Here is a 24,033-nt window from a genome sequence, read left to right on the forward strand (position 1 = left end):
GTGCGGCCGGCGAGTCAGCGCGTCACGGAACTTCGACGCGATCGAACACGCGCTGGATGATCTTCTCGGCAGTGAGCTCCTCGGCCTCGGCCTCGTACGTGAGCGCGACGCGGTGGCGGAGCACGTCGAACGCGATGGCCTTCACGTCCTCGGGCGTGACGAAGCCGCGGTGGCGCAGGAACGCGTGCGCGCGCGCGGCCTGGGCCAGCGCGATGGTGGCGCGAGGCGACGCGCCGAACTGGATGTAGTCCGCCAGGTCCTTGAGGCCGTAGCGGTTGGGCTCGCGCGTGGCGAACACCACGTTGAGGATGTAGTCCTTGACCTTCTCGTCCATGTAGATGGCGTGGACGAGCTCGCGCGCACGGACCAGGTGCTCCAGGGAGATGACCCGCTGCGCCCGAGGCATCGCGCCCCCGGACATGCGGTCCATGATGACCTTCTCCTCGTCGCGCGTGGGGTAGCCGACCTTCACCTTCAGCATGAAGCGGTCGACCTGCGCCTCGGGCAGAGGATAGGTGCCCTCCTGCTCGATGGGGTTCTGGGTGGCCAGCACGAGGAAGGGCGAGGGCAGCCCGAAGGTCTGGTCGCCGATGGTGACCTGGCGCTCGGCCATGGCCTCCAGCAGCGCGGACTGCACCTTGGCGGGCGCGCGGTTGATTTCGTCCGCGAGGACGATGTTCGCGAAGATGGGGCCCTTGCGGACGGTGAACGCGGCCGTCTGCTGGTTGTAGATCATCGTGCCCACCAGGTCGGCGGGCAGCAGATCCGGGGTGAACTGGACGCGCATGAAGGTCGCGCTGAGCGAGTCAGCCACCGTGCGAACGGTGAGCGTCTTCGCGAGACCCGGCACGCCCTCCAGCAACACATGGCCGTTGCACAGCAGGCCGATGAGGATGCGCTCGAGCATGTACCGCTGCCCGACGATGACCTTGCCGGTCTCCTGGTTGAGGACTTCGACGAAGCTGCTTTCCTGCTGCACGCGTTCCGTGAGCGCGCGGATGTCGGTGTTCATGTCCCCTCTGGTAAGGCTGGGCGGCGGGCAGCCTAGGGTGTCCCGGGCGTCGGGCTCAACACCGCTGAGGGCCTGACATTCCAGTAAGGTGCGAGGCGGTCCCCCTGGAACGCGCCATGTCCCGTCCTCCCTCCCCCCGCTCGACGTCGCTTCCGCCTCGCTGGGAGCCCGCCTGGAAGCAAGGCGCCGAGGGCCGGACACCGCCCGTGGGGCCCATCGAGGCCGGCCTCCTGGCCCAGCTCGCGCCCGCGCTCACCCCGCGCGTCCACTGGCTGCCCGGAGGGGGCGCCCTGCGCGTCCTGGAGGGTGGAGAGGGACCGCCGGTGGTGTTCCTGCACGGACGCGGGCACTCGGCCACGATGTGGTTCACCTTCCTGACGGCCCTGGCTCGGGGGCACCGGGTCCTTGCCGTGGACCTGCCCGGCTTTGGCCAGTCCACGCCCCCGGAGGCCACGCCCCGCACCGCCGAGGACGGCCTGCGCTTCTTCACCGAGCCGGTGGAGGAGGGCCTCGGGACGCTCGTCGAGGGCCCCCTGGCGCTGGTGGGCCACTCGCTGGGGGGGCTGGTGGCGCTGGAGCTTGCCCTGCGAGGAAAGCTGCCCGTGTCCCGGCTGGTGCTCGTGGACGCCATGGGGCTGGGTCCCGAGATGGGCCGCGCCTCGCGCTGGTTCTTCCGGGCGGGGCCAGAACGACTCGCGCGCAACCTGGGCCCGTGGGCCATGGACCGGATGCTGCCGCCCCCGCCCACGCCGCTGGGCCAGCGACTGGGGGCGCTCGGCTATGAGCTGCTCGCCCCGCGTGGAGGCAGACCCGAGGCCGCGAGGGCCTTCGGGACGCTGGTGCCGCTGACGGGCCCTGTCTTCCATCGACGCGAGCGGCTCGCCGAGGTAGCCGCGCCCGTGCTTCTGGTCTGGGGGGAGCGGGACGAGACACTGCCAGCGACCCTCGCCGAGGAGGCGGCGCGGCGCCTGCCCCAGGCGCGGCTGCTCCGAGTGGACGCAGGACACAGTCCGCATCTGGAGCGGCCCGAGGTACTGCTCCCCGAGCTGAAGTCCTTCCTCTCGGGCACGGCCTCGCCCGAGCCCTGAACCCGCACGCGGAGGGCGTTGCAGACAATGTCAGCAGTCAGGCGAGCCGGACGCGTGAGGCGCGCGCACGGCTTCCGGTACATTGCCGTCCGTGCCCAACGACCTGCTTGAGCTGCAAGCCACTCCCGAGCGACTGCGCGCCCTGGCTGACGCGGGAGTGCTCTCCGCGTCGGCGCGTGAGCGCGCGCTGGACCTGACCCTGTCGTCTCCGCCGCGCGATGCGTGGCAGACGTTCCTCGCGCGCACGCTGCTGTCGCTGGGCGCGCTGCTCGTGCTCTCGGGGGTCATCTACTTCTTCGCGTACAACTGGGCGGCCCTGCACCGCTTCGCGAAGCTCGGCCTGGTGAGCGCGGCCATCGCGGGCATGGCCCTCGCGGCCTGGAAGCTGGGGACGCGGCTGCCCGGGCAGATGGCGCTGCTCGCTTCGGCGGTGCTGGTGGGTCCGCTGCTCGCCGTCTACGGACAGATTTATCAGACGGGCGCGGACCCCTATGAGCTGTTCATCGGCTGGAGCGTGCTCATCATTCCGTGGGTCGCGCTCTCGCGCTTCGCGCCGCTGTGGCTGCTGATGCTCGGGCTGGTGAACACGGGCTCGGTGCTCTTCTGGGAGCAGCGGATGGACACGTACGAGCACACCTTCGGCTGGCTGGCGCTGGGGCTCGGGCTGCTCAACGGCCTGGCCTGCGCCACGCATGAGCACTTCGCCCACGCGGGCGTGACGTGGCTTCAGGGACGCTGGATGCCGCGGCTGCTCGCGGTGATGACCGTGACCGCGCCCCTGGGGGCCGCGGTGGAATTCATCGTCGATAGCTCGCATCGCGGGTGGAACAACGGCCTGCCGCTGCTGTTCGTGCTCGCGTGCATGGCGGCGGCCTACGCGCTGCACCGCAAGCTGCGCGGGGAGCTGTTCATGCTCACGGTGGCCGCGGTGTGCGCCATGACCTTGGTGACGACCGCGGTGGGCTACGTGCTCAGCAAGAGCTGGAGTTCATCGGAAGAGGTGGTCCTGTTCATCATGCCCCTGCTGATCATCCTCGAGCTGGGACTGACGGTCGTGTGGTTGCGTCACGAGGCCAGCGCCACGGGCGCCACGGAGGAAGTCTGACATGGCGCTGCGAATGTCTTTGAACGATGTCCTCACGCGGTTGCGCGCGGAGGGGCTGGTGGATGACGACCTCGCGACGCGGTCGCGCGAGGTCATGGCCACGCATCGAAAGGCGGAGGTCGGGACGCCCTGGTTCGTCAAGGTCCTGATAGGCGCGGGCGCGTGGATCGCCGCGCTGTTCATGGTCAGCTTCTTCGTATGCGTGGGCCTCGCCAAGAACGAGGAGGCCCTCTGCGGCGTCGGGTTCCTGCTCGTCGTGAGCACCCTCTTCCTGCGACGCACGGGCTCCGGTCCGTTCCTGGAGCAGCTCGCGGTGGCGCTGTGCCTGACGGGCGCGATCAGCATGGAGGTGGGCTGCGCGCAGTTGTTCGAACATGACGCCACGAAGGTCCAGGTCGTCGTCGCGACGGTGCAGATCATCATCTGCGCGGGACTGCTCGCGCTCTATCCCGACATGCTCATGCGCTTCATGTCCACGCTGGGCATCACGAGCGCCGCGGCCGTGCTCGCCTACGAGGCCGCTGGCGCGGTGGGCCTGGCGATGATGGCGCTCGTCAGCGCGGCGCTGATGTTCGTGCTGTTCCTCTCCGAGCCGAAGCTCGCGCGCGGAAGGTGGGCGCCGTGGCTCCGTCCCGTGTCCCTCGGACTCGTGTGCACCGTGGCGGGGTACCTGCTCTTCGGCTGGGGCATGGGGCGCGTGCCCCTGGGGCTCGACGAAACGCTGTGGGGCCCCTCGGAGGCGGTGCTCGTCACGGTGGGCATGACCGCGATGGTGTGCGCGACGAGCTGGGTCATCCTGGTGGAACAGGACGTGAATCCCATGGGACTCGTGGCCTGGAGCTTCATCGGGACGTTCGTGCTGCTCGCCGTGATGACTCTCCATACGCCCGGCATCATCACCGCCGTGGGCATCCTGCTGCTGGGCTTCCACCGGCGCGACGCCGTGACGCTCGGGCTGGCGGTGGTGTTCCTGCTCTGCTTCGGCTCGGCGTACTACTACGACCTTCAGTTGAGCCTGCTCGCCAAGTCGCTCGCGCTCTTGGGCAGCGGCTTCGTGTTGCTCGGCGCTCGGCAGTTGCTGCTTCGGCGCGCCCCCTCCCTGACGACCGAGGTGCCGTGATGCGTGGACCGTTCATCCTCGGTGGGTTGGCGCTGGTGCTCGTCTCCGCGCTCGTCATCGTGATGCAGAAGGAGGCCGTGCTCGCGCGAGGCCAGCCCGTGCTGCTGCGGCTCGCGCCCGTGGATCCGCGCTCGCTGATGCAAGGCGACTACATGCGGCTCAACTACGCCATCAGCACGGACCAGGGCTGGGACAACGATGGCCGCCCGCGTGACGGCAACCTCGTCTTGCGCCTGGACTCGGATGGCGTGGGCCAGTTCGTCCGCTTCGATTCGGCGGAGGTGCCCCTGGCGCCCGGAGAGTTCCGCCTGCGCTACCGCATCCGAGACCACCGCGTGCGGCTGGGCGCCGAAGCCTTCTTCTTCCAGGAGGGCCATGCCGACCGCTACGAGCACGCGAAGTACGGCGAGCTGCGCGTAGCGGACAGCGGCACCAGCGTCCTGGTGGGCCTGCGGGATGAGAACCGCAAGCCCCTGGGAGACGCGGTGCACTGACGCGCCGAAGGCGTCAGGCGGCTTCCTCGCCCTCCGAGTTGAGCAAGTCCAGGAAGGGCGAGGAGTCCTCACCGAGCGCCTTGTAGAGCGCGTCCACCTTCTCCAGCTCGCGCTTGAGCGCCTTGTGGTGGTTGCGGTTCTTCACCAGGCTCTCGCGCCCCAACAGGCGGAAGGCCTCGTCGCGCCCCACCTGTCGGATGGCCATGGCCAGCACGAGTCCTCGGAAGGCGTCCGCGAGGTCCAGGTCGAGCGGCGCGTTGCGGCGCCGAGCCTCGGAGACAAAGGCCTGCGCGGCGGCGCGAAGGGCCTCGGGAATCGGCCGGCCCGCGGGCGCCTGCTCATAGTCGAGCGCCCGCGCCACGTGCCGCTCCTCCAGCACCAGCTCACCCGACGCGCCCGCGTGCTCCACCATCGCGAGCGTGTAGGCGCGCCGAACGATGTTGTCGAGCTGCCGCAGGTTGCCGGGCCACGAGCTCGCCACGAGGAGCCGCTCGGTCTCCGGCGTCAGCCGCGCGTGTCCTTCCGGCTGTCGCTCCCGATGGCGCCGACTGACCATGTAGCGCGCCCACATCGGAATCTCGTCCTGGCGCTCCTGGAGCGCGGGCATGCGCACCGGCAACACGTTGACCCGGTAGTAGAGGTCCTCGCGGAAGCGACCCGCGCGCACCTCGGCGTGCAGGTCCGCGTTCGTGCCGATGATGAAGCGCACGTCCGCCAGCCGCTCTCCGGTGCCCTCTCCCAGCGGCCGGTAGCTGCGCGACTCCAAGAGGTGCAGCAGGCCCGCCTGCGCCTTGAGCGACAGCTTGTCGATTTCATCGATGAACAGCGTGCCGCCCTCCGAGCGCGCCACGCTGCCCGGGGCATCGCGCACCGCGCCCGTGAAGGCCCCCTTCTTCCAGCCGAACAGCTCGGCCATCTGAAGGTCTTCCGGCACCGTCACCAGGTCCAACGTCTCGAAGGGCTTGCCCCGACGACTGGAGCGCTCGTGGCACCAGCGCGCCAGCCGCGACTTGCCCGCGCCCGTGGCGCCGCTGATGAGGATGGTCTCGTCCTGCAGCGCGAACACGCGAAGGATGGGCAAGAGCTCCGCCATGGAGCGGCCCACCACGGGCAGGAACTCGTCCACCTGGGGCGTGGCCACCGGGCGCTGCGGCAGGCCCGTGAGGTACGGCGCCGCCACATCTCCGAGCAATTGCAGGCGCTCGCCCACGCCGCGCCAGACGAACTCCTGTCCCATCGCGGCCAGGCAATCCGCCTCCAGGGAGATCATCCCCGCCATGCCGCCCGGGGTGCGCAGCGGCAGCACGCACACGTGCGACGCGTGCCGCCCGAGGAAGCGCTGCCGGCTCTCCGTGCTGTGGAAGCCCACCAGCCCCGGGTCTCCTGTCACCGGCGCGTCCGGCGCATGGGGTTGAACCGTCCCCACGTTGACGTCAATGGACACCGCGCTGCGGTGCTCCATGACCGCACGCCACGCCGTCGCCGAGGTGAAGAACGGCGTGCCCACTCCCGCGTCCGCAATCTCCGACGCGCCCACATCCAGCGCCGCGAGGCGCCGATACACTTCGCCTTGCCGCAGGTGGACAATGCCTCGCAGCACGCGCGCGCGCCCCGCGTAACGGCTGGCGGCGACGGCGTCCTCGGCCACCTCCAGCATGCGACGCAGCGTGGCGGTCGCAGCCGTCTCGAAGTCCCTGGCATCCCTGAGCGCGGCCATCAACTGGGCCATCTCGTCTCGCATCCCACTCACCTCCGTCCGGACGCCGTGCCACGCCTCTTCAGGGGGCAGGTCCGATCCGGCCGGGCAGTGTAGCGGAGATGAAGAGCGCGGAAGGAGCGGCCCCTCCTTCCGCGCTCAGGCTTCTGCAGGACTGCGTTCACGCCCAACCACGGCGTGCACAGCCCCACCATGCGGCCTTTGTGCCAGCGTGCATTCACGCGAGATTCCAGGCGCCAGGATGGAACAGACGGGCGACTTGCGTTCCATCCGAACGCCGCCGCGTCCATGCCGCACGCATCCGGGCCGCTTCTCGCCGCCCTGGGTCCCCGGACACGCCCCCCGCTCGCGCGGACCGAGCAAAACCGGAACCAACAGTGAAACAGGACCCGCGAGGAATGCGGGTCAGGGCTTCGCGCGGCGCGCCGGGCGACGAGGAAGCGCCGCGTCAGGCGCCGGCTGGAGGACGAACACGCGGTCGAGGCGGGGGCTGCCTCGGCCCAGGGGCTCGTCGATGCGGTAGTCGAAGTCGTAGGTGGCCAGCACACGCATCCCCGAGGCGCGGAAGAGGCGCTGGGCCTGGGCGCCGTCGTAGGTGCGGAAGAACCACGTCGTCTCGATGAGCCAGTCCTTGCCCGGCCCCGTGACGCGCAGGCGGTTGCGCATGGGCGAGCGGCGCAGGCGCCGGTCCGGGAGTCCCTCGTGCGTGTTGCAGACCACCGAGTCGCGGCCGACACGCCCCACCCAGCGCTCATGCTCCGGCGTGGTGCGCTCGTACTCGGACAGGTGGAAGCCCAGCACGTAGATGCCCTCGGGCCGCAAGAGCTTGCGCGTGCCGGACAGGTGCTCCACGGCGGCGGCCTCGCTGTCGAGGTAGCGGAAGGTGGAGACGAGGTTGTGGGCCAGGTCCACGCGCCCGTCCAGCGAGGGCTCGGCGAAGGACTCCATGCGCGAGGCGCGCAGCTTCACGCGACGGCGCTGCGCGGGCGTGAGCCGCTTGCGCGCGTGGGCGAGCATCGTCTCCGAGATGTCGTAGCCCGCGACCTTGAGTCCTCGCGCCGCGGCGGCGGCCACGAGGCGGCCCGCGCCGCACGCGGGCTCCAGCCACTGCTTGCCGCCCGTGCCGTGCTTGGCGCTGAGCGCGAGGAGGAAGTCCACTTCGCGCTCGGTGTCCGTGCCGAAGATGGCTTCGTAATATTCCGGATGCTCGTACCAGTCGTTGCGTCGTTCCATGGGCGGGCGCGCGCATCCTCCGGCACCCGCTGCGAATCCCCAAGGACTTTGCCGCCGCGCGCTGCCGCTTCGACCACGCGAGAGGCCTCTGCCTCAGTGCATCGGCGGCGAAGCTCCCGCGCCCGCATGCGCCTCGCGGTCGAGCAACCGCGCCGCGAGCCGCATGAAGTCGGACTCGGTGACGATGCCCACCAGCTGCCCTGGCTCATCCACCACCAGCAGACAGCCGAAGCGTTGATCCAACAGGTGATGGATGGCATCGCGCACCGGGAGGTCCTCGCGCACGGTGTCCAGCTCTCGCGTCATGATGTCCGCGACGCCAAGAATGGGCCCCGTGGGATTCGCCGCTCGTCGCGCGAGCGCGCGGATGAGGTCGCGATGGCTGACGAGCCCCACGAGCTTCCCATCCTTCACCACGGGCAGGTGCCGGATGTGGTTGAGCTTGAGCAGGTCATCCCCGCGCAGCAGGCCATCCGACTCGTCCAGCGTGACGACGTCACGGGACATCAAGTCCCCCACGGTGAGCAGCATGGTGCGGCCTCCCAGTTCGGGCCGGGCGCAAGGCACGGCCCCGCATGCGGGAGAGTGCGTCGTGGGACACGCAGACGCAGCCCGGAGCCAGCCGGGCGGACGGGCGCTCCATGGGCCCACCGCCCCGCCCCACGTCAGTGCTCGATGCCGCCCGTCACCTGAGCGAGGGCGAGCATCACCAGCAACCCCGCTGCCAATGCAACCAGGTTGCGTCCAGGCTTGTCACGGCCGTGGCGGTTGACGTGCGGCAGCAGGTCCGACACCGCGATGTAGAGGAACGTGCCCGCGGAGAACGCGAGCGCGCGAGGCGCGAGCGACTGGAACTTCAAGACCGCGTCGAAGCCGAAGTACACGGCCGCGCCCACCGGCACCATGAGCCCGTACATCACCGCGTACAGGAGGATGGCGCCGCGCTTCTTGCCCTCTGACTGGAGGATGGAAGCGAGCGACAGCGACGAGGGAATCTTGTGCGCGGTGATGGCGATGAGCGCCATCATCCCCACGCCCTCCTTCACCGCCGAACCCAACGCGATGCCGTCAAAGAGCGTGTGCGTGGACAGCCCGAGGAAGGCCGTGAGGCCCAGGGCGTGGCCGTGCACGTGCTCGGTGCAGTCCGGGGGCTCCTCGCAGGCGTGCGCCACGAGGTAGCGCTCCAACACGAGCACGAAGACGAACCCCGCCGGCACCATGGCGAAGGCCCACCAACCGCCCCCATGGTACGCCTCCGGGAGCATGTGGAAGAAGGCGGCCCCGAACATGACGCCCGCCGCGAAGGCCAGGAACGTCACCAGCCGGGTGGGCCGCTCGTTGAAGATGACCACCGTCGCGCCGGCCAGCGAGCCGCACACGATGATGCAGGAATAGAGGACCACCACGGCAACGACCGACGACATGGGGCGCGCACCCTACTCCAAAATCGCAACTCAGTAGCGCCGCACGACCACCAGCCCCACGCGGCCCGGGCTGACCTCCACCTCATGGGTGGTCACCCGCCCTCCGGAGGACACCTCGACCGTGTGCTTGCCGGCGGGGACTCGGAAGCGCGCCACCTGGAACTCGGCCGGCAGGGACAGCCAGGAGCGCAGGTCCGGCGCATTGCCCGCGTTGAGCAGGAGGAACGCCAGAATCCCCACTTCCTTGCTCTTGGTCAGCGCCCCGACACCCGCCGCCAGCCCCGCCTTCACCAGGGCCCCGGCCAGCTGCTTCGCCAGCATCCGGCCAATGCGGTCGTTGAGGTGCACCTTGGCCACATCCGCCAGGGACGTCACCGTCACGGCCTTCGCGGACTGCTCCGCCAGCTTCACCTGGATGCGCGGCGGCCGTCCGCGGTCCCGGTACACGGGCACCTCGATGAGGTCGCCCGAGTCGCCGTAGTCGCGCGAGGTGGAGGTCTTCTCTGGAGACAGGCCCGCTTCCACCACCACCACGACCTGGGCCTCGTCCGGGGCCATGGGGGGATGGACGACGTTGGGGTGCTTCGCGGTCAGCTCCGCGTAGACGTCGTCGCGCCCGGTCTTCTTCGCCAGCCGCAGCAGCGGCTCCACGAGCGTGTCCAGCCGGGGCTCCAATTCGAGCGCCTTGGCGTAGTCGATGTAAGCCGCGTCCCAGTCGTGCTGGTCCTCCCAGAGCACGCCGCCCAAGTAGCGCGCGATGGCGAGCTGCTCATAGGGCTTCTTCTCATCGACAATCATCTTCTCCAGGCGCTCGTTGACCCGCCGCACCTCCACGAGCGCGTCCTCATCCCGGCCCAGCTCCGCGTAGTTCAGGGCCTGGAGGACGGAGATCATCAGCTTCTCGAAGTCCTCCCCCGAGTAGGCGCGCTGACGCTCGTTGCTCACGAGCGTCAGGGTCTCCTCGCGCACGGACACCGCATCCAGCTCACCGCTCAGCCGGTCCGCCTCCGTGAGCGCGGCGATGCTGTCCGCCCAACGCCCGGAGGCGTGCAGCACCATGCCCTTGTCGAGGAGGAGCAGCAGCCGGTCCTGCGGCGGAGCGTGCTGCGCCTCGGTCTCCAGTGCGGTGAGCGCCCGGGCATAGTCCTCGGACTGGTACGCCACGCGAGAGACCTGCGTGCGCGCGACGTAGTCCGTGGCACAACCGCTCAGGAGCAGGAGGCTCGCGAACACGAGCGCCCCCCGCCCCAGCGGGCGCTGGCGAGTCCAGGGCAGTGAGTCCATCGACGTGGTGGCTGGGGCTACCAGCTCACCCCCCGCTTCTCGAACTTCTTGCGGATCTGCTTCTCATCCGTCCAGGCGAGGGTGCCGGTGTGCACGTCGTTCAGCTTCGCCGTCATCTTGTAATAGACGAGCTTGTCGCGGCCGACCTCCTGGACGATGGAGGCCAGGTCGCCCGTCATCAGGAAGTCCACGGACGCCTGATGGCCCGGGCCCTTCGCCGCGTTCGGATCGACATAGCCGGACTGCTGATACTCGTACTCCTCGGCGATGTCCTGGCGGGCCTGCTGATCCACGATGGCGAAGCGCCCGGTCTGGGCCAGCGCCGTCTGGATCTTGTCCCCCAGCGACCGCATGTCGATGTGCTCGCTGGTGCTGTTCTTCAGCTTGCCCACCAGCACGATGGGCAGCGCCTGGCCCGGGGCGGGCGGCTGCACGAAGCGCGGCGAGTTGGCCAGGGACTCGGCCATCTTCTTCGCGATGAGCTGCAGGTCGTTCTCGTTGAAGCGATCCGACAGCATCTCGATGGTGTTGGGGTCCTCGTAGGTTCCACGCGTGAAGGCGCGCGGGCCGGCATAGCAGCCAGTCAGCGAGGCGGCGACGAGGGCGGACAACAGCAGACGGGTGTTCATGGGCACGTGACTCCTAGTTCCATTCGCATTCGAAACGGCTGCCCTCGAAGTTCCACTTGTACGAGAGCACCGCGTCGCGGCGGTAGCCGGCCGTCAGCCGGCAGAGGCTCTGCAACGAACCTCGCGGATAGTCGAAGGTGTACGTCTGCGACTTCGCGCGCTCGGCAGGGGTGAGCTGGGACGGATGGGTGAGCGTGGGATTGGCGCTGGCGGCCACCATCACCCGGTGCGGGCCATACGTCTTGAGCGGCACGTTGCCCGCGAGCTGGATGCGGCGCACGGTGTGCGCGATGAGAATGTCGCTGCGGTCCACCATCGTCTCGTGCGAGTTCTGCCGCTGGAGCAGCTCGGGGAGGTTGGCGGTGAACACGCGGGTGAGGTCCCCGTCATCCACGAAGAAGTAGAGGAACGCCTCGCGCGCGGTGCGGCCCTCGCCCGTGAAGTCGAGGGTGACCAGCAGGTTGAGCGCCCGATTGGGCGGCAGCGCGTGGAGCGACACCGCGGCCAGGACGTTCTTGTCCACGCCCGCCTTCTTCATGCGGATGAGGCCGTCCGCGCTCGCGTCGCAGGCGCAGCGGCGCTCTTCAATCATCTTCACGAGCTGGGCGGGCTCGAAGCCCGCCTGGGACAGCTTCGTCAGCTCCTCGTCCGAGAGGGGCAGTTGCTCCGAGCGCTCGTAGATGCGCGGCAGCTGGTTCGGGTCCCACTGGATGATGTTGTAGGTCTGCACGTCCCCGGTGGGGAACGGCAGGGCCGGCTGCGGTCCTCCCCGCGCGGCGGGAGTGGCACGGGGAGCCTGGCCGGCGGCCAGCGCGAGGGTGGCGGCGAGGAGGTGGGCGATCATGGCGTTAGAACCGGTATCCGACGTTCATGTACAGCCGGTGGGTGACGCCGTCGCCGCCGATGGGGATGTCCGGGGAGTAGTGCAGCCCGAGCACGATGCGGTCCGCGTCTCCGAGGAGGAACTCGGCGCCGACCTGGGGCGAGATGCCGAAGCGCAGGCCGTCTCCCTTGGGGCTCACGATGGCGCCCGCCTTGAGGCCCGCCGTGAAGGTCAGGGGCCAGCCCCAGGTGCGGAACGTGGGGCCAATCATCCCGATGAAGCGCCCGCCGTCGAAGACGTAGGCCGCGCTCGCATCGAGCTGGTACCAGTCATCGCCCCAGAGCGACAGCGTGGCGCCGATGAAGAGCGGCGGACCCTCGGGAGCGCCCCGAGGGGGCTCCACCGAGTTGATGGCCGCGCCCCAGTCCAGCTGGAGGGAAAGACCGCGGCGGTTGTCACCGTACCCGCCCTTGCCGTACTCGGACTCCTCGGGCCCGTCGGTCCGGCCGCGGGACTGGGCCCCGGCGGTCAGTGGCACGGCGGCGGCCAGCAGCGCGAGGGCTCCGCACAACCTGGCATGACGCTTCATCTCTTGGACTCCCGAAGCAGTGGGTGCGACTTCACGGCGCGCATGGACGGCGCGGCACGGCGGGATATTCAACGCGCCGCGAACAAGGGCGCAAGCGGCTCGTGCACGCCCTGCCCCTCCCGTCAGTCCCGAGGCCCCGCCGAGGGAGGCACCGGCGCCGGCTCAGGGAGCGGCTGGGCGGGCCGCGTCTCGGTGCGCGTGGTGGGCAGCCACTGTGGCCGGGAGCGCAGGTAGACGACCATCCGCTCTCGGACCAGGAAGCGCAGCTCGCTCACCCGGTCCGGATTGGCCGCGCTGACGAGCGCGCGGATGGTCAGCGTCTTGTCCTGCACCTCCAGCACCACCAGCGTCTGCACGCGGCCGTCCCACACGTGCCGCGCCTCGTTCTCCAGGATGCGCCGCAACTCCACCCGCAGCGCATCAATGTCCGCGTAATAATCCACCTGGAGCGTGACGACGCCCAGCATCTCGGGGGACGCCTTGCTCCAGTTCTGGAAGGGCTTGTCGAGGAACTGGGTGATGGGGATGACCATGCGCCGTTGGTCCCAGATGCGGAGGACGACGTAGGTCAGGGTGATTTCCTCCACGGTGCCGAACTCACCCTCGATGACGACCTGGTCCCCGATACGGATGGGCTGGGTGATGGAGAGCTGGATGCCGGCCAGCAGCGTGGAGATGGACTTCTGCGCCGCCAGACCGATGACGAGGCCGGCGATTCCGGCGGAGGCCAGCAGCGAGACGCCGACGTTGCGCACCACCTCGAACTGCATGAGCAGCAGCGCTGCTCCCACCACGTAGGTGGCGACCTCGAAGACACGGCGCAGCACGGCCAGTTGCGTGCGCAGCGAGCGGGCCCGCCCCACGTCGCCGGTCTCCGACGTCACGCGCCCCTGCACGAAGTCCTCCGACACGCGCAGGAAGCGAAGGATGAACCACGCGACGGCGATGATGACGAGCGAGTAGCTCACCCGGTCGCACAGCAACTGGACCGGGCGCGGCAACAAGAGGAAGGACGTGCCCACCGCCAGCAGGCCCGCGAAGAACGGCAGCCGCAGCGGACCTGCGCCCGCGGCCACCAGCTCGTCATCCCACTCGATGCGCGTCCAGCGAGCCACCCGCAGCCCCAGCGCGAGCACCAATCGCTCCAGCACCAACGACAGCGCCAGGCCGCCCAGCACCGTCACCAACAACCCCAACCACTGCCATGGCTCGAGCCCCAGCCAGGTGCCCTCGAAGAACAGCGGCGGCAAGGTCTCGGCGAACAGCGGGCCGTATTCATCGAACAGCGCGTCCACTGTCTTCACGGTGGATTCACTGAACACCCAGACGGGCCCGACATCCGACGCCACGCGCTGGAGGCGAATGGGAACCGTGGCGCCCTTCAGCGGCAGCGCGCCCAGCGAGTCGAAGCGTGGGTCCGCGGGGTCCCCTTCCGGAGCCTTGGACAGGCTGGACAGGTCCACCGGCAGCTTGCGGTCCAGCACGAACTTCAGCCGGCGGGCGAGCTGGAAGCCGCGCGTGGACTGCTCGGTCCGGGGCAGGAAGTCGAGGTCCAGGTAGAAGGCGGCCCGGGTGTAGTCGCCCCGGTGCGCGGCCTCCAGGAAGCCCTGCACGGCGTCATGGGGGTTCTGCCGCTCGACTCCGGTGGGCACAGCCCCCAGGCCGGCATCGAGCGCCCCGGCGCGGAAAGCCCACGCCAAGGTCCACGCGACGAGGAGGGCCGCCAAGCCCGTGCGGGAACGGTGCGTCATGACGAACTTCCTTACTCCTTTTCACCTGTCTTGCCTGTCAAAGATGGCGCTGCTCCCACCAGGGGCGGCCAGGCGGACGGGAAAGACATTGGTGCACCGGGTTTCGGTAGGCTAGAACCCGAGGGCAAGGAAGGGTGCCGTGTCCGAGAAGCGAAGAATCCTCCTGATTGACGACAGCGAGATAACCCTCGCGATGGAGAAGGCCGTCCTCGAGGCGCGGGGCTACGAGGTCGTCGCCACGTCGACCCTGATGGAGTTCGAGAAGACGCTGCAGAGCTGGCGCCCGGACCTCATCCTCACGGACATCCACATGCCCGAGGCCAAGGGCACGGACATCTGCCGCACCCTCAAGAACGAATACGGCACGCAGGACATCCCCATCGTCCTGTTCTCCAGCCTCCCCGATGACGAGCTGTCCAAGCTGGCCGAGCAGGTCGGCGCGGATGGCTCGCTGTCCAAGGTGAATGGCCTGGAGGCGATGGGCGAGAAGATTGACGAACTGGTGCAGAGCATCCTCTGGTGATGCGCGCCTCGGTCCTCGCGGCGCTGCTGCTCGCGGTGCTTCCGGCCTGCACGCGCAAGGAACCGAAGCCCACCGAGTCCGAACCCAAGAGCACCGCGCCCGCCCGCGACGCGACCGGGGCCATCCTCTTCCTGTCCGCGGACATGCGGGGCTATCTGGGGCCCTGCGGGTGCAGTGAGAACATGCGCGGCGGTATCGGTCGCGCGGCCCAGCAGATCCTGGACGCGCGCGCGGGCTCCCTCCCGGTCCTCTACGTGGACGGAGGCGACAGCCTCTTCGGCGAGCCCTCGTTCCCTCCGGGACAGGTGCCCCAGGAAGAGCGCAAGGCGCGCGCGCTGGCGGAGGCCATGAAGCTGATGGGCCTGTCCGTGCGCGCGGTGGGCGAACTCGATGACGCGCGCGGCGCGGCCTTCCGTCAATCGCTGCACCTGCCCGAGCTGCCGGCCGGACAGGTGAAGCTGCTCGACGCTGGGGCTCGGAAGGTGGGCGTGGTGTCCGCGACCTCCGCGGAGCAGTTGGTGGCGTTGAGTGCCCGCGCTCGCGGCGAGGGAGCGGACTTCGTGGTGGGCCTGCTGCACACCACCCTGGAGGTCGCCCAGGCCGCGGCGGAGCAGCCCGGGCTCGTGGCGAACGTTGTCGTGGCCACGCACACGGCTTCGGAGTTCAGCGGCGAGGAGAACAAGCGCGTGCGCGCCGCCGTGCCCGTGGTGGCGCTCCAGAGCAAGGGCCGCTCACTGCTGCGCATCGACCTCACGTATGCGCCCACGCGCGGGCCCTTCACTCCGCTGCACTCGCAGGACGACACGGACCGCGAGGTATCCGCGCTGGAGCAGCGGATGGCGCTGTTGGACAAGGACATCAACCTGCCCGGCGTGGATCCACGATTGAAGGCGCTCAAGCAGGCCAAGCGCGATGAGCTGGCGCAGCGCAAGCAGGCCCTGCTCACTGCGCCGCCCATCCCCAGCGCCGAGGGCAACGGCTTCACGCTGCGCTTCCTGCCGCTGGACCCGAGCCTCCCCACCGCGCCCACCGCGCAGGCCCTGGTGACGACCTACGACTCGGACGTGGGGAAGATGAACCTCGCCTGGGCGAAGGAGCACGGCGAGGAGTGCCCCGCGCCGCAGCAAGGCCAGGCCGCGTTCGTCGGCACCCAGACGTGCCGCGAGTGCCACGTGGAGGCCTACGCCGTCTGGGAGAAGACCCTGCACAGCCACGCGTGGGGGACGCTGGAGCAGGCGGGCAAGCAGTACCACCTGAACTGCGTGGGCTGTCATGTCACGGGCTGGCAGCGCCCTGGCGGCGTGTGCCGACTCGACAAGGTGATGGGCCGCGAGAACGTGGGCTGCGAGAGCTGCCACGGTCCTGGCTCGCTGCACGTGGAGAATCCGGGGCCCACCACCATCGTGGCCACGCCGGGACGCGAGACGTGCCTCACCTGCCACAACCCGGAGAACTCGCCGCACTTCGACTTCGCCACGTACCTGCCGCGCATCCTGGGCCCGGGACACGGAAAGCCCCTGGACGTCGGCCAGCCAGCGAAGCGCCCGTCCACGCCCTGACGCCTGCGCACACGGAGCGTCCGCACCCCAGGCATACCCGGCGACTCGTAGTTTGACTGTCAAGAAAAAGCGCGAATACTGCGGCCTTCGCCTGCTTCTAGGCCCTTATTCTCAGCGCTCTCATGTCGCCTCTCTGCCTGCTCATGCTCGCCCTGGCCTCGGTTCCTCCCTTGGAGGCCGGAGCGCCGTTACCGCCTCCGGGCCCGCACGCGGTGGAGGCGCCCGCCGTGGCCGCACCGCAGGCGGAGGAGCTGGACCCCGAATCCGCGAGCGAGAGCGAAGAGGTCGAGTCCGAGTCCGCGGAGATGGAAGAGCTGCGCGCGTTGGAAGGCGCCTCGCTGGATCCAGGCGCGCGTCCGAGCGCCGAGGTGATGCAGTCCCTGCGCCGGCTGGGCCTGGCCAACCCGCTGCGCATGCGGATGCTGGACGCGTTGGAGGAGGCCACCTTCCGCGAGGACGACACGCCTCCGGACCTGCCGCTCATCACCGACCTCTCGCGCTTCGACGTCGGGCAGGTGAAGGACCGCTACGACATCCCGGTGGAGATGCAGCCGCTGGTGGCGCAGTACATCGAGTTCTTCCAGGGCCCGGGCCGGCGTTGGTTCTGCAAGTGGATGTCTCGCTCCACGCGTTACCTGCCGGTGATGCAGCCCATCCTGGAGAAGGAGGGCCTGCCGCGGGACCTCGTGTACCTGTCGATGATCGAGAGCGGCTTCTCGACCAATGCCTACTCGTGGGCGCACGCGGCGGGGCCGTGGCAGTTCATCTCCAGCACGGGCAAGCAGTACGGCCTGCGCCAGGACTTCTGGGTGGATGAGCGCCGGGACCCCGTCAAGGCCACGCGCGCGGCGGCGCAGTACCTGAAGGACCTCTACGGCGAGCTGGGCCACTGGTACCTGGCGTGGGCCGGCTACAACACGGGCTCCGGGCGCGTGCGCCGGATGATGGAGCGCCTGGGCACGAACGACTTCTGGGCCATCTCCGAGGAGAAGGGCCTGGCGAAGGAGACGAAGCACTACGTGCCCAAGCTCATCGCCGCGGCGCTCGTCGCGAAGAACCCCACCGCGTTCGGCTTCTCTGAGGAGGAGTTCGAGTACGAGTCCGCGCTGGAGTACGACGAGGTGAAGCTGCCGGACGCCACGGACCTGGACGTGGTGGCGCGCGCCGCGGGCGTGAGCGTGAAGGACGTGCAGGACCTCAACCCTGAGCTGCGCCGCTGGTGCACGCCGCCCACGAGCACGAAGCAGCCCTACATGCTCCGGCTCCCCAAGGGCACCGGGCCTCGCTTCGCGGAGAACATCCAGCGGCTGTCGCCCATCGAGCGCCTGACGTATCGCGTGCACAAGGTGAAGCGCGGCGACACGCTGTCTCAAATCGCCTTGAAGTACGGCAGCGCGCCCGAGGCCATCCTGCAGATGAATCGGCTGAAGGGCATGCGCACCCTGAAGCTCAACACGGAGCTGGTGATTCCCGTCCCCACGGGCCGAGGCGGAAGTGGCGACGCGGGCGGCGCGCTGGCCAACAAGGTGGCTCAAGCGCGGCGCAGCGGCGTGGTGGCGACGCGGCCCGAGGACGAGGTGCCCGCCGGTACGCCCAAGGGTCCCGTCGCCGTGGGCCCCATGAAGACCGAGACCATCAACGGCAAGTCCCGCGTGACGTACGGCGTGGCGGACGGCGACAGCCTCTGGCTCATCGCCAACCGCTTCCAGGTGTCGGTGGACGACCTGAAGAAGTGGAACAACCTGCCGCGTCGCAACCGGACGCTGTCCGTGGGCACCCAGCTCTACATCTGGTCCCCGCAGGCCCAGCCCCAGGGCACGACCGTGGCGAAGGCCGCCACGAGCACGGGCACCGTCGTGGTGGCGTCCAACGTGGCCAGCCAGGCGCCTCAGAACGGCAACAAGAAGGTGCACACGCTCGCCGAGGGCGAGACGCTCTGGTCCGTGTCGCAGCGGTACGGCGTGACGGTGGAGGACATCATGCGGTGGAACCACATCAAGGACCACCGCACGGTGCCCACCGGGAAGCTGCTGCACTTGAGCGCGGAGTAGGCAGCGCGGCGAGACAGGACGTGGTTCAGCGCCGAGGCTGGGTCACGTCCTTGCAGTGGGCGGGGGCATGCTCACCTCGCTCTCGCGCATCACCGCTCCGTCTCCGACGGGCTTCACAGACGCACCGGCGTCGACCGAGCCTGCTCCGGGCGCCATCCCCTCTCGAAGCGACTCCAGTTCACGGGATGCCCGTCCCGACAAGAAGACGTCGGAGGCCACTCCGTCTCGCGCAGCGGAAGTCAGCGCGCCCCGAGGACGGACACCTCGCCTCTCCGTCATCGCGCCGCACGAAGCACCGCGAATTCCGCAGCAGCCTCCGCTCAGCACCGCGCCTCTCGATGCATCGCGCAGCTCGACACAGGCGCGGTCCCTCCTCGAGCTTCTCGACGCGCCGCGCGCGGCGGGGCTCCCCTCCCCTATCGCCGCGCCGCTCGCACACGCTCGCTTCACGGGACTGCCGCAGCTCGCGGACGTGGCAGCGGGAGGACGGGTGCTAGGGCCGGGTTCTCGCGGCGAGGGATTGCGCGCCGTGCAGGCAGCGCTGCTGGACATGGGCTTCGCGCTGCTGAGTGGTGCGGACGGCATCCATGGCCCGGATACGACTCGCGCACTGCGCAACTTCCAGGTCCACGCGCGCTCGAAGTTCCCCGACGTGCGCTCCACGGGCGTGCTGGATACCGCCACGTTGCGCGCGCTCGACGCGCTCGCTCCGGCCCGAGGTACGCGTGGGCAATCCCGCCACGTGCCGATCCCCCTCTACGAAGGCCAGCCCGTGCGCATCGTGGTGGCCTTGCGCGAACACCGCACGTTCCTGTTCGACCCCGAGGGGAGGCTGCTGGACATCTTCCCCAACGCAGCGGGGACCGTGGCCACGCCCACGCACCGCGGACTCAAGGTCGTGCGCGCGAAGTTGGATCAAGTGGCGGCTGAAGCCGCGGGCGCGCGCCTGTGGAACGACCGCCACGTGTTCGGCGTGCGCATCCTCGACCTGTCGTGGGCCAACGGTGGCCACTCGGGGGAGGAGCTGCATGGAACGAGCGCCCCCGCCCTGCTCGGCGGGGACGTGTCACACGGGTGCGTTCGCCACGACAACGAGCACATCGTCGCGATGTACGACGCGCTCTCGGTCGGTGACCGCGTGGCTGTCGTGGAGACGGTGGACGACCCGAACCTCGGCGTCCCCGTGTCCGTGTCGTGAGGCGCCTACTGCTCTTCCAGGAGCATCTTCAACTCACGGACGCGACGGCTGATGAAGTCTCGGTCCAAGGAGCGGAAGTTCTCCGGGAGCAGCTCGCGGCTGGTGCACTCCTGCACGGCCACCAGGTTCTGGAGTTCGATCTCCAGCGGATAGCTGGGCGGCACGAAGTCCGCGAGCACGGCCTTGAGGTCGTCCTGCGTCACCTGCTCGCGGCCATCCGCGAGTGCATGGAACTTCGAGCGGACCATCACCGCTTCGATGTCCGCGCCGCTGAAGGCACGCACCTCTTTCGGGATGAAGGACGAGAACGACTCGATGCCCTCCACCGACACGCCCGTCTTCTTGCTCATCACCTTGAAGAGGTCGTCTCGCTCCGCATCGGTCTGCGGATAGAAGAGCGCGATGTGCTCCTCGGCGCGGCCCTGGCGCTTGAGGTCGATGGGCAGCAGGTCGGGTCGCGCCGTCATGAGGAACCAGACGATCTTGCCGCGGTACTGGGTGTTGCCCATGAAGGACGCGATGGAGCCGAAGATGCGGCTGCTCGTGCCCGAGTCCCCACCCGAGTCGCGGTTGCCGAGGAACGTGTCCGCCTCGTCGATCATCACCGCCACGGGCCACAGGGCCTTGAGCAGGTTGAAGATCTTCTCCAGGTTGGCCTCGGTGACGCCCTGCCACTGGCTTCGGAAGTTCAGGAACTTCACCACCGGGATGCCAATCTCCCCGGCGAAGCAGCTCACCATGAACGTCTTGCCCGTCCCCACGGGGCCGCTCAGCAGGTAGCCCATGGGCATCACCTCCAGGCGTCCCTTCTTCAGGGCCTGGGCGGCCTGCCGCAGCATCTGCTTGGCGCGGCCATGGCCCGCCACCGCGTCGAGCGTGTGCGCCGGCTCGATGAATTCCAGGAGGCCATGGCACTCCGCCTGGATCATCTCCTTCTTCTTCTCCTTCAACAGCTCCGGCGTGATGCGCACCTCGCGCTCGAGCGCCTCGGTGAGGATGCGGTCGAGGTTGATGCGGGACAGACCCGCCGTCATCTTCGCCAGTCCGGCCAGCGGCACATCCGAGAGCGACTGGAGGCGCTTGCCCTCCAGCTTGGAGCGCACGTAGTCCAGGCGCTCTTCCTCGGTGGGCAGCGGCAGTTCGATGGGCGCCACGTACGGGTTGCGGCTGATACGCGGCGACATGTCCGCCAGGTTCTCGGCCAGCAGCACCACGGACACGTCTCCCGCCAGGAGCTGCGGGTCATGCGCCCACTTGTCGAGCGTGGCCACGACGAAGCGGTCCTCGGCGGACAAGTGGCTCATCTCGCCACCGGGCACCAGCGTCTCCGCGAAGTCGATGATGAGCGCCATCGACCGGCCCTCGCTCAACCGCATGCGCAGGTAGTTCTCCAGAATCTGCAGCGCGCGGCCTGGATCGCGCGGCAGCACCTTGGAGAAGTCCGTGCCGTACATCGCGTCGTAACCGGCCATGGCCCGCTGCAGGTCCTTCTGCGTCTCGGGCGAGGCGGAGCGGATGCCGGACGAGCGGTCGTAGAAGAGGACGTGGTCGCGCCCACCAAAGAGTTCCTCGGAGAGGAACGTCTTGAGCGTGCCGAAGCCACGGCCACCGTCCTCCAGCATCAGCGGCTGGAGGTCTCGCACCGCGCCGTAGAGCAGGAAGGTGCTGACCGTCTTCGTGTAGTACTTGCGAGCGAGTTGCTGCGCCCACCTGGGCAGATCCGCCAGCGGATCCGCCTTGTTCACCTTGCGCACCTTCGTCACGGGCACACCCCTTCCATGAACTCCCCCCAGGGGAGTCTGCGCGCCCACCCCGCTCGGGGCGGGCCTCGACGTCCTACACCAACAACCCTAGTGGCAGCGCCCCGCCAGTCGCTTGAGCGAGCCCGACGCCGTCGCCTGATTCTCTCCAGCGGCAGGCGGAATCAGGTCCACGTCGAGGTCGGCGAAGCACTTGAGCCGGAGCGTCAGCTGACGCATTCCAGGCGGGACCTGGACGATGGCCGGCGTGATGGTCGTCAGCTCCTTGCCCCCGATGACGATGGTGGCGCCCGAGGGCTTGGAGTCCACGCGAACCTTGTAGCCATCCGTCTCCAGCTTGGCGGACACCTCCAAGGGGCTGACACCGGTGACGGGGATGCGCCGGATGAACGGCTTGTGGTTCGGCGCGGACACCTGCACGAGCAGCGTCTCACCCTGGACCTGGACGTCCTTGATGAGCATGTCGCGGGCGCCCTGGGCCCGGACCACCTTGTCGTCGATCTTCACCTCCGCGTCGGCCGGATCCGTGGAGACGACGAGCGACATCGAGCGCGACTGGCGCGTGAGGGCCACCTTCACCTGCGTGGGGCTGGCCCCTTCCGCCACCTGCACGGTCTGCGTGACGGTGTCGTAGCCTTCCGCGCTGACCACGATGAGGGCCTGGCCCGCGGCCACCTGCTTGAGGACGAAGCCGTTGGAGGGGAACTTCTCGCCGGGCTGCGCATTGATGGAGACCTGCGCCTTGTCCTTCGCGTCGGTCGTCTTCAGCTCGACCATCACGTAGCCCTGCACAGGGGCACCCGGCCGGATCGCGAAGCCCACCGCGACCAGCAGGAGCAGGACACCCAACGCCGCGCCGCCGAAGACGATCCGCTTGTCGAGCGACTTCCGCGGCGCGCCGGGGATCGCATCCACCTGGGCGGTCGTGCGCTCAGAAGGGTCGTCCTCCTCAACCCGCGGCGGCTGCGGGAATCGCGGCGGGGACGCGGCCTGGCGGGCAATGTGGGGCGGAATCCGAATCGCCTCGGAGGGCGACTCGGGACGAACGATGCGGGGCAGCTCGTTGTCACCCCGGCCCGGTCGGGGCGGCGCATCCACCGGGGACAAGGTGGGCACGTTGGTCAGCGAGGAGCGGGGCGGGGCCTGGGTCAGCCGCGGCGGCGAGGGCGGCAGCGGGGCCGGCGGAGGGATGACGGAGGTCTTGCCCGTCCTGTCCTCGTTCTCCTCGCCGTCACCGCCCGCGAGCGTGGCCTCGGACTCCAGCGGCGTGATGGCCCGGCCCACGGCGGCGCCCGGCTGCGTGGTGGGCTCCGGGGTGTCGCTGAAGACCTGATCCCGGTCCACCATCTGGGTGGCCAGATCCTCGTCCCCCTTGGGCGGCGGCGCGGCGGTGGCGGCCGTCAGCTTCGGCAGGGCCGTGAGCGTGGGCGCGCGACGCACAGCCTGCGGCGCGGAGGGCGCCGACGAGGCGGGGTTGGACGACCGAGGTGGCGGCGAGGCCACGGGGTCCACCACCGGCACCGGGTTGGCCGGCGCGGCGGGCACCGCCGGCATGCTCTGCGTCATGGCCGGGGGCGGAGGTCCACTGAAGCCCGCCTCGATGGCGGCCAGCATGCCATCCGGCGGCCGGATGTCCGCGTACTCGGCGAGGCGCTGCTTCTCGCGCTCCACCTCTTCGGCGAACGTGGACTTCATGTACTGCATGAGGTCCTTGCGGCTGAAGATGGAGTCGCTGGTGATGAGGAAGCGCTGGAGGTCGTCGCCCAGCTCGCTGGCGTACTGGTAACGCTCGTCCACGTCCTTGGCGAGCGCCTTGAGGACGATGCGCTCCAGCGCCTCGGGGATGCGGCGGTTGTACGTGGAGGGCGGGGCCACCTCGGCCTTGCGCACCTTCTCCAGGACGCTGAAGTCGCTCTCGCCCACGAAGAGACGCTCGCCGGTGAGCATCTCGTAGAGACACACGCCGATGGCGAAGACGTCCGAGCGGCGATCCAACGGCAAGCCGCGGATCTGCTCCGGGCTCATGTAGCCGAACTTGCCCTTGAGGATGCCGGCCTGCGTCTTGGTCGCCTTGCCGGCCGCCTTGGCGATGCCGAAGTCGATGACCTTGACCTCGCCCTCGAAGGAGATGAGGACGTTCTGCGGCGAGATGTCGCGGTGGACGATGTTGAGGTCGCGCCCCATCCCGTCCTTCTTGCGGTGGGCGTAGTCGAGGCCCTCGCACATCTTGGCCACGCAGAAGGCCACCAGCGGGACGGGCGCGGGCTCGCCCTTCTTGCGACAGCGGTCGAAGATCGCCCGCATGTCCTTGCCGGGGATGTACTCCATCGAGATGAAGTAGCTGGTCGCGATCTGCCCGAGTTCGTAGATCTGCGCGATGTTGGCGTGGGTCAGCTGGACGCTGATCTTCGCCTCATCGATGAACATCGAGATGAACTCTTCGTCCTCGGCGATGTTCGGGAGGATGCGCTTGATGGCGACAAGTCGCTCGAAGCCACTCGCGCCGAATTGCTTGCCACGCCACACCTCCGCCATGCCGCCGATGTTGACTCGGTCCAGGAGGAGATACTTCCCGAACGGGATGGGCTGACGCTTCGGTTGGGAGGTCGTCACGTGAGGGAGCGGTGTGGGTTCCGGGGGAGCCTAGCGATCGCACATCCAGAGGGTCAACCG

Annotated in this window: 20 protein-coding genes; 8 read left to right on the top strand and 12 right to left on the bottom strand. The window is 69.1% G+C overall.

Going from position 1 to position 24,033, the window contains the following annotated elements; translation table 11 throughout:
- Nucleotides 1-22: 22 nt before the first annotated feature.
- Complete coding sequence (locus tag JGU66_00670; GenBank protein ID MBJ6759253.1) at nucleotides 23-1,012, bottom strand: AAA family ATPase; 990 nt, start codon at nucleotides 1,010-1,012, stop codon at nucleotides 23-25.
- A gap of 116 nt (nucleotides 1,013-1,128) precedes the next feature.
- On the opposite strand from JGU66_00670, the gene JGU66_00675 reads away from it, so the two are divergent.
- The 4 genes from JGU66_00675 to JGU66_00690 all read left to right on the top strand — a co-directional run bounded on the left by JGU66_00675 (nucleotide 1,129) and on the right by JGU66_00690 (nucleotide 4,819).
- Nucleotides 1,129-2,100 carry an alpha/beta fold hydrolase gene (locus JGU66_00675; GenBank protein ID MBJ6759254.1) on the top strand — a complete coding sequence of 324 codons (972 nt, stop codon included), beginning with the start codon at nucleotides 1,129-1,131 and terminating at the stop codon, nucleotides 2,098-2,100.
- Between the two features lie 91 nt (nucleotides 2,101-2,191).
- Nucleotides 2,192-3,205 (top strand): DUF2157 domain-containing protein, encoded by a 1,014-nt coding sequence (locus JGU66_00680; GenBank protein ID MBJ6759255.1) that lies wholly within the window; start codon nucleotides 2,192-2,194, stop codon nucleotides 3,203-3,205.
- Between the two features lies 1 nt (nucleotide 3,206).
- Entirely contained in the window at nucleotides 3,207-4,325 is a 1,119-nt protein-coding gene (locus JGU66_00685) for a DUF4401 domain-containing protein (protein ID MBJ6759256.1), read from the top strand.
- Entirely contained in the window at nucleotides 4,325-4,819 is a 495-nt protein-coding gene (locus tag JGU66_00690; protein ID MBJ6759257.1) for a GDYXXLXY domain-containing protein, read from the top strand. The genes JGU66_00685 and JGU66_00690 overlap by 1 nt, the downstream gene beginning before the upstream one ends.
- Nucleotides 4,820-4,832: 13 nt before the next feature.
- Here JGU66_00690 and JGU66_00695 read toward each other — a convergent pair whose 3' ends face one another.
- The 9 genes from JGU66_00695 to JGU66_00735 all read right to left on the bottom strand — a co-directional run bounded on the left by JGU66_00695 (nucleotide 4,833) and on the right by JGU66_00735 (nucleotide 14,269).
- Nucleotides 4,833-6,560 (bottom strand): sigma-54-dependent Fis family transcriptional regulator, encoded by a 1,728-nt coding sequence (locus JGU66_00695; GenBank protein ID MBJ6759258.1) that lies wholly within the window; start codon nucleotides 6,558-6,560, stop codon nucleotides 4,833-4,835.
- A gap of 381 nt (nucleotides 6,561-6,941) precedes the next feature.
- The gene (locus JGU66_00700) at nucleotides 6,942-7,769 is read right to left on the bottom strand and encodes a class I SAM-dependent methyltransferase (GenBank protein MBJ6759259.1); all 828 of its coding nucleotides are present in this window, start codon (nucleotides 7,767-7,769) and stop codon (nucleotides 6,942-6,944) included.
- Nucleotides 7,770-7,862: 93 nt separating this feature from the next.
- Nucleotides 7,863-8,297 carry a CBS domain-containing protein gene (locus JGU66_00705; protein MBJ6759260.1) on the bottom strand — a complete coding sequence of 145 codons (435 nt, stop codon included), beginning with the start codon at nucleotides 8,295-8,297 and terminating at the stop codon, nucleotides 7,863-7,865.
- 137 nt (nucleotides 8,298-8,434) lie between these two features.
- Nucleotides 8,435-9,193 (bottom strand): ZIP family metal transporter, encoded by a 759-nt coding sequence (locus tag JGU66_00710; GenBank protein ID MBJ6759261.1) that lies wholly within the window; start codon nucleotides 9,191-9,193, stop codon nucleotides 8,435-8,437.
- Between the two features lie 30 nt (nucleotides 9,194-9,223).
- On the bottom strand, nucleotides 9,224-10,477 hold the full coding sequence (locus JGU66_00715) for a hypothetical protein (protein MBJ6759262.1): 1,254 nt from the start codon (nucleotides 10,475-10,477) through the stop codon (nucleotides 9,224-9,226).
- A gap of 17 nt (nucleotides 10,478-10,494) precedes the next feature.
- Entirely contained in the window at nucleotides 10,495-11,106 is a 612-nt protein-coding gene (gene lpoB, locus JGU66_00720; GenBank protein ID MBJ6759263.1) for a penicillin-binding protein activator LpoB, read from the bottom strand.
- Nucleotides 11,107-11,119: 13 nt separating this feature from the next.
- Entirely contained in the window at nucleotides 11,120-11,950 is an 831-nt protein-coding gene (locus JGU66_00725; GenBank protein MBJ6759264.1) for a hypothetical protein, read from the bottom strand.
- 4 nt (nucleotides 11,951-11,954) lie between these two features.
- Nucleotides 11,955-12,518 (bottom strand): hypothetical protein, encoded by a 564-nt coding sequence (locus JGU66_00730; protein MBJ6759265.1) that lies wholly within the window; start codon nucleotides 12,516-12,518, stop codon nucleotides 11,955-11,957.
- Between the two features lie 122 nt (nucleotides 12,519-12,640).
- Nucleotides 12,641-14,269 (bottom strand): mechanosensitive ion channel, encoded by a 1,629-nt coding sequence (locus JGU66_00735; protein MBJ6759266.1) that lies wholly within the window; start codon nucleotides 14,267-14,269, stop codon nucleotides 12,641-12,643.
- A gap of 139 nt (nucleotides 14,270-14,408) precedes the next feature.
- Here JGU66_00735 and JGU66_00740 point away from each other — a divergent pair, with 139 nt between their 5' ends.
- The 4 genes from JGU66_00740 to JGU66_00755 all read left to right on the top strand — a co-directional run bounded on the left by JGU66_00740 (nucleotide 14,409) and on the right by JGU66_00755 (nucleotide 19,600).
- The gene (locus JGU66_00740; GenBank protein ID MBJ6759267.1) at nucleotides 14,409-14,792 is read left to right on the top strand and encodes a response regulator; all 384 of its coding nucleotides are present in this window, start codon (nucleotides 14,409-14,411) and stop codon (nucleotides 14,790-14,792) included.
- Nucleotides 14,792-16,351, top strand: coding sequence for a cytochrome C (locus JGU66_00745; protein MBJ6759268.1), 1,560 nt, complete (start codon nucleotides 14,792-14,794; stop codon nucleotides 16,349-16,351). The genes JGU66_00740 and JGU66_00745 overlap by 1 nt, the downstream gene beginning before the upstream one ends.
- 122 nt (nucleotides 16,352-16,473) lie before the next feature.
- Complete coding sequence (locus tag JGU66_00750; protein MBJ6759269.1) at nucleotides 16,474-18,402, top strand: LysM peptidoglycan-binding domain-containing protein; 1,929 nt, start codon at nucleotides 16,474-16,476, stop codon at nucleotides 18,400-18,402.
- A gap of 67 nt (nucleotides 18,403-18,469) precedes the next feature.
- Nucleotides 18,470-19,600 (top strand): L,D-transpeptidase family protein, encoded by a 1,131-nt coding sequence (locus JGU66_00755; GenBank protein ID MBJ6759270.1) that lies wholly within the window; start codon nucleotides 18,470-18,472, stop codon nucleotides 19,598-19,600.
- Between the two features lie 5 nt (nucleotides 19,601-19,605).
- On the opposite strand, the gene JGU66_00760 is transcribed toward JGU66_00755, so the two are convergent.
- Together JGU66_00760 and JGU66_00765 are read right to left on the bottom strand one after the other, a co-directional pair.
- Complete coding sequence (locus JGU66_00760) at nucleotides 19,606-21,363, bottom strand: AAA family ATPase (GenBank protein MBJ6759271.1); 1,758 nt, start codon at nucleotides 21,361-21,363, stop codon at nucleotides 19,606-19,608.
- 87 nt (nucleotides 21,364-21,450) lie between these two features.
- Nucleotides 21,451-23,973 (bottom strand): protein kinase, encoded by a 2,523-nt coding sequence (locus tag JGU66_00765; GenBank protein ID MBJ6759272.1) that lies wholly within the window; start codon nucleotides 23,971-23,973, stop codon nucleotides 21,451-21,453.
- Nucleotides 23,974-24,033 lie beyond the last annotated feature (60 nt).

This window comes from Myxococcaceae bacterium JPH2 (assembly GCA_016458225.1).
Lineage (GTDB): Bacteria > Myxococcota > Myxococcia > Myxococcales > Myxococcaceae > Citreicoccus.

Coding starts and splice junctions, on each gene's coding strand:
- JGU66_00730 (MBJ6759265.1), bottom strand. CDS start 12,518: ATGAAGCGTCATGCCAGGTTGTGCGGAGCCCTCGCGCTGCTGGCCGCC.
- JGU66_00695 (MBJ6759258.1), bottom strand. CDS start 6,560: ATGCGAGACGAGATGGCCCAGTTGATGGCCGCGCTCAGGGATGCCAGG.
- JGU66_00700 (MBJ6759259.1), bottom strand. CDS start 7,769: ATGGAACGACGCAACGACTGGTACGAGCATCCGGAATATTACGAAGCC.
- JGU66_00685 (MBJ6759256.1), top strand. CDS start 3,207: ATGGCGCTGCGAATGTCTTTGAACGATGTCCTCACGCGGTTGCGCGCG.
- JGU66_00715 (MBJ6759262.1), bottom strand. CDS start 10,477: ATGGACTCACTGCCCTGGACTCGCCAGCGCCCGCTGGGGCGGGGGGCG.
- JGU66_00675 (MBJ6759254.1), top strand. CDS start 1,129: ATGTCCCGTCCTCCCTCCCCCCGCTCGACGTCGCTTCCGCCTCGCTGG.
- JGU66_00690 (MBJ6759257.1), top strand. CDS start 4,325: ATGCGTGGACCGTTCATCCTCGGTGGGTTGGCGCTGGTGCTCGTCTCC.
- JGU66_00750 (MBJ6759269.1), top strand. CDS start 16,474: ATGTCGCCTCTCTGCCTGCTCATGCTCGCCCTGGCCTCGGTTCCTCCC.
- JGU66_00710 (MBJ6759261.1), bottom strand. CDS start 9,193: ATGTCGTCGGTCGTTGCCGTGGTGGTCCTCTATTCCTGCATCATCGTG.
- JGU66_00670 (MBJ6759253.1), bottom strand. CDS start 1,012: ATGAACACCGACATCCGCGCGCTCACGGAACGCGTGCAGCAGGAAAGC.
- JGU66_00745 (MBJ6759268.1), top strand. CDS start 14,792: ATGCGCGCCTCGGTCCTCGCGGCGCTGCTGCTCGCGGTGCTTCCGGCC.
- lpoB (MBJ6759263.1), bottom strand. CDS start 11,106: ATGAACACCCGTCTGCTGTTGTCCGCCCTCGTCGCCGCCTCGCTGACT.
- JGU66_00735 (MBJ6759266.1), bottom strand. CDS start 14,269: ATGACGCACCGTTCCCGCACGGGCTTGGCGGCCCTCCTCGTCGCGTGG.
- JGU66_00725 (MBJ6759264.1), bottom strand. CDS start 11,950: ATGATCGCCCACCTCCTCGCCGCCACCCTCGCGCTGGCCGCCGGCCAG.
- JGU66_00755 (MBJ6759270.1), top strand. CDS start 18,470: ATGCTCACCTCGCTCTCGCGCATCACCGCTCCGTCTCCGACGGGCTTC.